At 36.5% G+C, this 8,383-nt stretch carries 14 protein-coding genes; 9 read left to right on the forward strand and 5 right to left on the reverse strand.

Annotated features, from left to right (window positions below; all coding sequences use genetic code 11):
- Positions 1-51: 51 nt before the first annotated feature.
- Both ACFIJW_RS02655 and ACFIJW_RS02660 read right to left on the reverse strand, forming a co-directional pair.
- A complete protein-coding gene (locus ACFIJW_RS02655; protein WP_375633198.1) occupies positions 52-426 on the reverse strand; it encodes a hypothetical protein in 375 nt (124 codons plus the stop codon).
- A gap of 174 nt (positions 427-600) precedes the next feature.
- Positions 601-1,218 (reverse strand): S24 family peptidase, encoded by a 618-nt coding sequence (locus ACFIJW_RS02660; RefSeq protein WP_375633199.1) that lies wholly within the window; start codon positions 1,216-1,218, stop codon positions 601-603.
- Positions 1,219-1,327: 109 nt separating this feature from the next.
- On the opposite strand from ACFIJW_RS02660, the gene ACFIJW_RS02665 reads away from it, so the two are divergent.
- From ACFIJW_RS02665 to ACFIJW_RS02675, 3 genes are all read left to right on the forward strand, one after another.
- Positions 1,328-1,579, forward strand: coding sequence for a helix-turn-helix transcriptional regulator (locus ACFIJW_RS02665; RefSeq protein ID WP_375633200.1), 252 nt, complete (start codon positions 1,328-1,330; stop codon positions 1,577-1,579).
- Positions 1,580-1,591: 12 nt separating this feature from the next.
- Positions 1,592-2,044 carry a hypothetical protein gene (locus ACFIJW_RS02670; protein ID WP_375633201.1) on the forward strand — a complete coding sequence of 151 codons (453 nt, stop codon included), beginning with the start codon at positions 1,592-1,594 and terminating at the stop codon, positions 2,042-2,044.
- Between the two features lie 150 nt (positions 2,045-2,194).
- On the forward strand, positions 2,195-2,617 hold the full coding sequence (locus ACFIJW_RS02675; RefSeq protein ID WP_375633202.1) for a hypothetical protein: 423 nt from the start codon (positions 2,195-2,197) through the stop codon (positions 2,615-2,617).
- 24 nt (positions 2,618-2,641) lie between these two features.
- Here the strand turns inward: ACFIJW_RS02675 and ACFIJW_RS02680 are convergent, their stop codons facing one another.
- Positions 2,642-3,418: a hypothetical protein gene (locus tag ACFIJW_RS02680; RefSeq protein ID WP_375633203.1), complete on the reverse strand. Its 777-nt coding sequence runs from the start codon at positions 3,416-3,418 to the stop codon at positions 2,642-2,644.
- Between the two features lie 128 nt (positions 3,419-3,546).
- Between ACFIJW_RS02680 and ACFIJW_RS02685 the strand changes: the two genes are divergently transcribed.
- From ACFIJW_RS02685 to ACFIJW_RS02705, 5 genes are all read left to right on the forward strand, one after another.
- Positions 3,547-4,023, forward strand: coding sequence for a crossover junction endodeoxyribonuclease RuvC (locus ACFIJW_RS02685; protein WP_375633204.1), 477 nt, complete (start codon positions 3,547-3,549; stop codon positions 4,021-4,023).
- Positions 4,016-5,161, forward strand: a complete 1,146-nt coding sequence (locus tag ACFIJW_RS02690; RefSeq protein ID WP_375633205.1) for a DUF1376 domain-containing protein — start codon at positions 4,016-4,018, stop codon at positions 5,159-5,161. The genes ACFIJW_RS02685 and ACFIJW_RS02690 overlap by 8 nt, the downstream gene beginning before the upstream one ends.
- Positions 5,145-5,531: a hypothetical protein gene (locus ACFIJW_RS02695; RefSeq protein ID WP_375633206.1), complete on the forward strand. Its 387-nt coding sequence runs from the start codon at positions 5,145-5,147 to the stop codon at positions 5,529-5,531. Before ACFIJW_RS02690 ends, ACFIJW_RS02695 begins: the two co-directional genes overlap by 17 nt.
- Before the next feature lie 183 nt (positions 5,532-5,714).
- Positions 5,715-6,062, forward strand: a complete 348-nt coding sequence (locus ACFIJW_RS02700) for a hypothetical protein (RefSeq protein ID WP_375633207.1) — start codon at positions 5,715-5,717, stop codon at positions 6,060-6,062.
- Between the two features lie 237 nt (positions 6,063-6,299).
- Positions 6,300-6,848: an antA/AntB antirepressor family protein gene (locus ACFIJW_RS02705; protein ID WP_375633208.1), complete on the forward strand. Its 549-nt coding sequence runs from the start codon at positions 6,300-6,302 to the stop codon at positions 6,846-6,848.
- A 48-nt stretch (positions 6,849-6,896) separates the two neighbouring features.
- Here the strand turns inward: ACFIJW_RS02705 and ACFIJW_RS02710 are convergent, their stop codons facing one another.
- Both ACFIJW_RS02710 and ACFIJW_RS02715 read right to left on the reverse strand, forming a co-directional pair.
- On the reverse strand, positions 6,897-7,325 hold the full coding sequence (locus ACFIJW_RS02710) for a type II toxin-antitoxin system HicB family antitoxin (RefSeq protein WP_375633209.1): 429 nt from the start codon (positions 7,323-7,325) through the stop codon (positions 6,897-6,899).
- Between the two features lie 69 nt (positions 7,326-7,394).
- Positions 7,395-7,586 carry a hypothetical protein gene (locus ACFIJW_RS02715; RefSeq protein WP_038473479.1) on the reverse strand — a complete coding sequence of 64 codons (192 nt, stop codon included), beginning with the start codon at positions 7,584-7,586 and terminating at the stop codon, positions 7,395-7,397.
- Positions 7,587-7,823: 237 nt separating this feature from the next.
- Here ACFIJW_RS02715 and ssb point away from each other — a divergent pair, with 237 nt between their 5' ends.
- The gene (gene ssb / locus ACFIJW_RS02720; protein ID WP_375633210.1) at positions 7,824-8,270 is read left to right on the forward strand and encodes a single-stranded DNA-binding protein; all 447 of its coding nucleotides are present in this window, start codon (positions 7,824-7,826) and stop codon (positions 8,268-8,270) included.
- Positions 8,271-8,383: the final 113 nt, after the last annotated feature.

Consider the following 8,383-nt stretch of genomic DNA (forward strand, 5'->3'; position numbering starts at 1 on the left):
GGTGGGATTGATGGGAAAAAGGGGGCGCTTTTTCAAACGCCCTTAAGAATTTTAAAGCACATCACAAGGACGCAAACGGTGCTGCTGTTCATAGGTACCGTAAAACTCATCATTATATTTTTCTTTTGCTAAATCAGATAAAAGGTCATGGTAAGCAACACTCTCGCTTACAAAGTCATGAACTTTACTCTCCTCGTGGAGATGTTCGATATTTTCTTTTACATATGCTTCTGCAATTTCTTCAGAGATATCTTCACAATTATTCTCAGAAGGATTGATGCGAAAGATTTGGATTGCATCATCTGCCTCGTCAATAATTTTTAGAACTTGGCTTTCATCCAGTGGTCCCGACCGACCAATGTTTTGATCATCATCATAGACAACTAATAAAATTTCATTGGAATTAATAAGAATTGGCTTATCCATAATTTCTCCTCCCTAACACCCCTTGGCGATTGTTTGTGTTAATTTATAATATATTTATATAACTATAATTATAAATTAGCAAGCAAAAAATTATAAAAAATTATATTTTTTGTAAAAATTATTATAACATATTGTAAAATAAGAAGAGAAAAGTGCTTTTTAATATAGCGATAATTAGCGATAAGATCGAATCATTTTACTGTAAGAATCCATTGGCAAGATAGCAAAGATTTCCCCAATCCATACAATTTTAACATTTTTAATGGGGAGTGCATTCCAAGAAAGCAAATCTATCTCACCATTCATTCCTCTGCTAATCTTCTTTATATATCTTTTATTATCATGTGTGAGAATAACGGCTTCTTTGCCAAAGAAGGATTCTATCGTTTTGATTTGGCGCCGTCTTACAATAACCATATCTCCATCTTTATAAGCTGGAAGCATGGAGTCTCCTTTAACTTCAAAAGCAATCATATCATCAGGTAAAGCAAAAGGAATTTCTACTTGTTCAAGACCATCTTCTGGAATTTGTTCAAAGCTTGGATCTATCTGCGTTCCTGCTCCGATATAGCCCATAAGAGGAACAAAAGTTGTTAAGTGATTATCTCCTGTTAATTCTTTATATAATTCTAAAATAGCATCCCGATTAGAACCGCGCGGATCAGAATCTTTTAACCACTTAGACACTGAAGCTTGCGTTACATTTAGCCGCTTGGCCACATCTTCTTGCGTTAAGTTAAACTCAGTCAAAATCTTTTTTAGTGTGCTTATGATATTAGATTTATTACTCATACTTCTGCTTACCTTATTTTTTTATCGTTGATAAAGATAATTTTCATTGACTTTATATAACTATAATTATATGAATAAAATAAGACAAAGCTGTAATTGGAGCTTGTAAATGGATCAACGAGAAGATTTTAAAAATTTGACTAAGTCAATACGAGTCAAATTTAATTGGACACAATCAGAAATGGCTAAAACGCTTGGTGTAACTCAAGCCGCTGTTTGTAAGTGGGAAAAAAGAGGATCGATTTCCGTAATAAATTATCTCAAGCTACAAAAGTTGAAAGATGGTTCTAGCTCTATGCCTGCTTTTATTGCTGCTTCTACAGATAACAACAAACACCCACAGCATAATTCACAGGCTTAAAGAAGAAAGATCATGAGAAACGGAATATTGAAGAAGATCTACACCCAGTTTTGTAGATTAATAGGTTGTAATACGAAAATGAAGAATGGAAATAGATTGGTGGAAGAATGGAGAAAAGTACCATGTCGTGACTGTAGCGTAGAAGATCTTGTGAAACGACACGAAACTCACACAACAATTCTTAAAAAACGAGAAGAATGGCATAAGTCAAAATTTGATAGTTGGATGAGATGGCATGAAGCAACTCTTGCAGAGCGAGATAAGTCAATTGAACAACAGCAAGTAGTACTTGAAAACCTATCCTCTTTAATTAAGCAAAAAAATAAGACCCTGTATGAACAAAGATTAAAGTTGGCTTCACAAATGGAGCTAATTGATAAATTAAATAATAAAATCATTTGCTTAATTAACAAAAAAGAAGAACCAAAATTGAGAGATTTTATTTTCGCAGGAGAACTTTTTTAACTTGCGTCATTTGAGCCACAAATGAGGATTGTTAATTAACAATGAATCATTGCGAGGTTCCTTTTTCAAAAACATTTTTGCAAGACAAGCAATCACAACGCGCTCTGTCACAACAGCACCCTTCACACTCTTAAAGAAGAAAGATCAGAGATGATAGATGTCCCACATATCACTATAAGCAAGGTCCAGTTGATTGATCTTGTTAATAATATTGGAGAGGCAACCATATATTATGGTGTCCGTTCGCCTCAAGATGCATCTTTTGAAACAAGAATAGATCCCTCATCGACAGGTTATTTTGTCTATATGCTGTATAGTATCTTTGCGCGTGATGATAGAAATTATTTTCCGTTATTGCCGTACGATGATTTTAATCAATGGTTTTCATCTGCGTTTACGCAAGTTTTTACAACTTGGTTTGATAATTATTTTTCTCAAGAGTTGTTATCTTTTTATCGCTTAAATGAGCTGATCTTGTTTATGATCTTAGTCAAAGATAAGCTTGATCTCTTAAGGCTTGATCTCTTAAGGGATGAAGTTATCAAAAAAAGAAATCAAATTAATAAATCATAGCATAAAAATGTTTGCCTAAGTGAGTTAATGCAATTTTTTAAAGTCTATGAGGTCGGTTTGTGTCGTTACAGTCATTGTTGTTTCTGGTTTCAATGGGGATGTATGAGTAATGATTAAAGTAACTTGGGCTTTTATATCTTCTTCACGCGCTGCTACAAAAATAAGGATTCCTGTGTACTTATCTTCTGAGGGAGCTATAGAAATATTAACATCGATTTCTTGTCCCGTTCGAAAATCCTTTGCTTTCTCACAGTATCCGGATGATATTGGGTGTGACGTTGGTCTGGCATCAGGATTAACATATGGTGATTGCATTTGCCACAATCTTGTTTCTGGTTTGTATCTAATGCCATATCCAAGAATAAAGCGAGGACCATCTTTTAGCTTTATATTTAAAACGTGGATGACAGTTTGTGCATTGTTTTTTATCTTTAAACAAAGAAGCGTCCACTTGCCTTTTGTTGGCAAATGGGGTCCAGTTGTATATATGGAAGGTGGCGTTCCTAAATCCTCTACTCTTTTGTTATCTAACAAAATTTTAATATGTTCTTCTGACCATTTGGCAAGATCTTTTGTCGATATCGCTTGCTCTTTAAGGGCTATCGTTTGTTCCTGGCTTTCTGCAAATTGCTTGCTTATCCATTCTTTATCTTCTTCTCGTTTTTTTGCAGCTTTTTCTAAATTATCTTTGCGGATTTTGGCTGCTTCTTTACGGTCTTTATTTCTTAAAATAACCGCTACTGAAAGAGATCCGATAAATGACAAAAAACCTGTAAGAAATATCTTTATCCATTCTTGCATCTTTCCCCTCCCCACTTTTTTAGAATCATTGGGAGGGTACTTTTTCAAAAATATTTTTTCAAGACAAGCAATCACAACGCGCTCTGTCATAGCACACATATAAATACGTAGAGCCTTAAGGGGAGATTATGATCACTAATGCACAAACCATTCTCTGTCTTGATCTAGGCACTAAGACTGGCTGGGCGCTTCGTGATGCAGATGGTTTTATCACAAGTGATACAGAATATTTTCAATCACGCCGTTTTGAAGGCGGTGGGATGCGTTACTTGCGCTTTAAGAAATGGCTTTCTGAACTAAAGAGATCTGTTGATGAAATTGATGCGGTGTATTTTGAAGAGGTACGTCGGCATGTGGGTACAGACTCTTCTCATGTTTATGGGGGCTTTCTGGCAACTCTAACAGCTTGGTGTGAACATCATCAGATACCGTATGAAGGCATTCCCGTTGGTACGATTAAGAAAGCAATGACAGGCAAAGGAAATGCCTCAAAAGCAGAATTGATTAAGGCAATGCGTGCAAAAGGTCACGCGCCTTGTGACGACAACGAAGCAGATGCTTTGGCAATTTTATATTTAATGAAAGAAGGGGATGCGCATGTCTAATGGTATGCCGTGGATAAGATTTCATTTGTATGACTGGATAAGTGGTACAGATGTGATGACGTTGGAACAACGGGGCGTTTATATAACCCTTCTCGTTTACATGTATGAAAAAAAAGAACCACTTAAAACAGATTTTCAAACGCTTGCACGCGTTTGTCATTGTTCGCAGAAAAAATTTGCAGCTATTGTCGAATATTTAATGAGGAATGATAAAGTTATTGAGACAGATAATGGATTGTGGAATACGCGCGTTGAAGAAGAGCTAAAAGATTTTTCTGATAAAAAAGAGCACATATCGCAAGTTCGTAGTGAGGCTGGTAAAAAAGGTGCAAAAGCAAAAAATAATATAAAACAACATATTAATAATTTTGCTGAAGCAAAAGATAAGCAAAACGTTTTTTTTGCTGAAGCAAACGACAAGCAAAATCTAGCTATAAAGAACCAGAATAAGAATAATATATATAAAAAAAATAAAACTATCGTTTTATCAAAAAAAGAAATTGATTTTGAAGATTTAGAAATCACCGATTTGGTTCACGAGCCAATCGAGGTTGATGCTGTTGAGAGCCAATCAGAGCAAAACGCGACATCATCAGAAAACCAACCTCTCATTCACGAGCAAGAAAACGTTCCGGAAAAAGCCAAGCGGTCAAAAGCTAATCGGGGCTGTCGATTGCCTGAAGACTTTGAACCCGATTACGATTTTGCAATCGAAGAGGGTTTGCCTCCAGAGCGTGTCAAAGTCGAAATCGCAAAGTTTCGAGATTACTGGCGTTCAAAAGCCGGAGCAAATGCAACCAAAATCGATTGGCAAGCAACATGGCGTAACTGGGTACGCAGGGCTATCGAGGGTTTAGAAAAAACGAAAAACACGAACAACAATGGTGGAAACAATGGAAACTTTTCAAAAGATCAAAGAACTCGCGGTGGTACCGGAGAGACAATCCGTAATCTTATCGGTGCAACACAGCTTAGTGACGCCTCTACAAGATACCGTGCAACAGATAGAGCAATGTGTAACTCTGGAGTTCCCATGGACCTTGATCAATGGCAGTCAATTGACAAAAACCCTAGAGAAACAAGCTTTAGAAGCTTATCAGACTGTTCAAAACTTACTTACCTTGAAAGCATCTGTTGAAGACATAGCAGAAGCTCTTGATGTGCTTGAAGGTGGTTTGACAATGCAAAAAGTTTCGAATGCAGAAGCGCGTGCAAAGGCTTATATCGCTGCTCTTAACGGCATCTCACTCTGGTCTTTGTTGCAAGCTGTTAAAAATCTTATCCGTGGTGAGGCAAAAGGTATGTCAACAACCTTTGTCCCCTCATGTGCTGATCTGGCGCAGTATTGTCGTGATTTAGAAAGCGGGCTTTATGGTGTTGCTGAGAAGGTTTTTATAGCAGTTGAAAATACGCGTAACCTAGCCTTAGGAGGCAAGCGCATTTCATGCATGAGAATAGGCAAGCCTAATGAAGAGCAACATAACATTAGCAGTTCCAAAGCAGCCTAAAACAGCAAAATAGTGAAAAGTGCTGATCATTTTACGATTAGACATGCATTTAAATCGACAAAAAGGTACCGTACAAAGCGATTTAAAGATTTTATGATGGGAAAACACATCTGTAATATAAAATGCTCTGTACGGTCAAATTTGAGGTAAATTAACCTATTGGTAAAATTATGGACTAAAAACATGGAAATTTTAAAACAACTGTTCTTAACAAATCATAAACAACCCATGCAAAAAGAGTTTGTTGCAACAGCTGTTGGTTATGTTCCTTGGGGGAACGGAGCAGAGGAGTATTTTTACAACCTCTACGAATATGAAGACGGTACAAGAGAGTGTGAAAAGTTTGATGGCGGTCAGTATTATACCACACCAGAAAATGCGGATTTTAGTACCAAAGCGCAAGTAAAAGCGTGGGTTTACGGTGGGAATATTCCGAAAAGCGTTCTCAATTACGAGCCTCTTATAGACGAGATCAACAGAGAAATCAAAAAATTTTCAGAAGCTTCTGAAAAAACAATGATTAGATGCTAACTCATATCAGGAACAACTTGACAAATTTTTAAAAGCCATTAGGTTACGAAGCAGGCTTAAAACACCTGTAACCAATCGGTTCAATAGTATCCCGAAAGATCTGTTGCCCATCATAAGAAATTTTGTCCAGGGTCTTCACATGTATGTCCAAGGGTAACCTAAAGATGTGAAGGACTGAATTGGTTCGGTTGTTTTAGCCCTGGATACTTAAACTTTTAAAACAAAGGAACCAATATTATGAACACTCTTATTAAAATATCAGAAAAAATTATTGAACAAGAAATTGTGCAAACGGTCAATGCTCGTGAGTTACACGCATTCATGGAAATAGGAAAACGTTTCGCTACTTGGATTACGGATCGTATTAATCAATATACATTTGAAGAAGGTAAAGACTTCATAAAAACACAAGATTTGCGGTTCCCAAAATTGGGAAGCGCAAAATCTAGAGCTGTTACAGTAATAGAATACCATCTCACTTTAGATATGGCAAAAGAGCTTTCCATGGTTGAACGCAACGAGAAAGGCAGACAAGCTCGTCGTTACTTTATCGAGTGTGAAAAAAAGTTAAAAAGCCAATCTGTTGATAATGACCGTGATACACGCTTTGATTTTCCAAAAGATTGGGATAAAATGTCTCCAACTAAAAAGGCTGTTTACATTTATGGCCCTCTCCACATGCATCTTGTTAAAGCCTTTACATTGGTAGAAGAAAGCAAACAGTATAAAACACTCATTGAAGAAGCAAAACAGGTTTTAGAAAAATCTGTTGTAAAAGCTGCTTAGATTTAAAAACATGATTTTATCTTCTCGTCTTCAAAGGCGAGGAGATAGTTAAGCCGCGTTTTTTATTGTAATAACGACTTGCTTGCCGAGAACACTCAGTGCTTGCTCTAAAGTTTGAAGCTTAGTTGGATAATTGGGGTCAAGAATGCGTCTTGCTTCTGTTTCTTTTTTACCCAAACGATGTGCCAATTCTGTTTTTGTAATATTCGCTTCATTAAAGGCTTCTACCACTGCGAGCTTAAGAGCATTCCACGCATCTACCGTAACTTCTACAAGGTCTTTGTACTGCCGTGGTGTAGGCAAAGGCAGACCGCGCATAGAATAGCTCCGTAATGCCAACCCTAAAGCTTCAACAGCATTCTCTAATGCCTCTACTCTATTTTCTCCAGCTGTTATTGCTTCAGGTACATCTGGAAAAGTCACAATAAAACCACCATCCGGATCAGTTTCAAATTTTGCTTGATACGTATATTCCATGTTTAGGTCTCCTCACTATGATCAAAATGTTTTTGAAACGAAAAATTAAAAACGTATGAAATACGAGTTTCATATTCCCAATTGTTTTTTTATTATCTTCACGTAAAGTGGCGTTAATTCACCCGATTTTATAACAGTTGTTTTGTCTCCAAAAGTTACCAAATAATGTGACCCTTTGCCTGCATCTGGAGCTTCACTGTAATGAAGACCTCTTTTTCTAGCTTCTTTGCGTAACTCTCTAAGCAGCGCTTCTCGTTTCATTTAGCCTCCCCTTAATTTGATAAAACCAATATCGCACAAAAAGGTTCGATTGTCAATAATAAATCAAGCAAAAAAGCCTTGCCTTTTTATAACACAGCTATTGAGTGAGTTTATCAAATAAGATTATAAAGTAATGCTTTAAAAAAATGTGATTAATTAACTGAAATAATTGAAAAAATATGAAAATCATGCTAAGATTTTTTACATATTTAAATACAAATTAAGGTAACAAAAAACATGCTAAACAAAGTGACATTAATAGGACGCCTCGGTGCTAACCCCGAAAGCAAAACCATGACTTCTGGAGCTGAAATAGTCAATTTTAGTATAGCAACTTCTGAAAGCTATACTGATAAAAAGACCAATCAAAAAATAGATAAAACGGAATGGCACTCCATTGTGGTTTTTAATCCACATTTAGCAAAAATTTCTCTTCAGTATCTCAGTAAAGGTTCAAAGGTTTACATAGAAGGCAAATTACAAACACGTAAATGGCAAGATAAAAATGGTCATGACCGTTACACAACAGAGATTGTCTTACCACAATTCAAAGGCGAGTTGTATTTGCTTGATGCCAAAAAAGAGCAATCGGCATTCCCTTCACCCATTACTTCTCAAAATTATGCTATCGCTTCAGGTGCTACTGATCATGGCACATCTCTTAACGATAGCATGCCATTCTGATTGAAAAAATATGGCTAAAAGAAAAAAACGTACAAAACGTGGACGTCCTCGTATTAATGGATGTCTCAGAGAACCCAATGGTCGTATCTCGCGAGCAAAAATACCGCGTGAAC

Source organism: Bartonella sp. MM97QHHN (assembly GCF_042194285.1).
In the GTDB taxonomy this organism is placed as follows: Bacteria; Pseudomonadota; Alphaproteobacteria; order Rhizobiales; family Rhizobiaceae; genus Bartonella.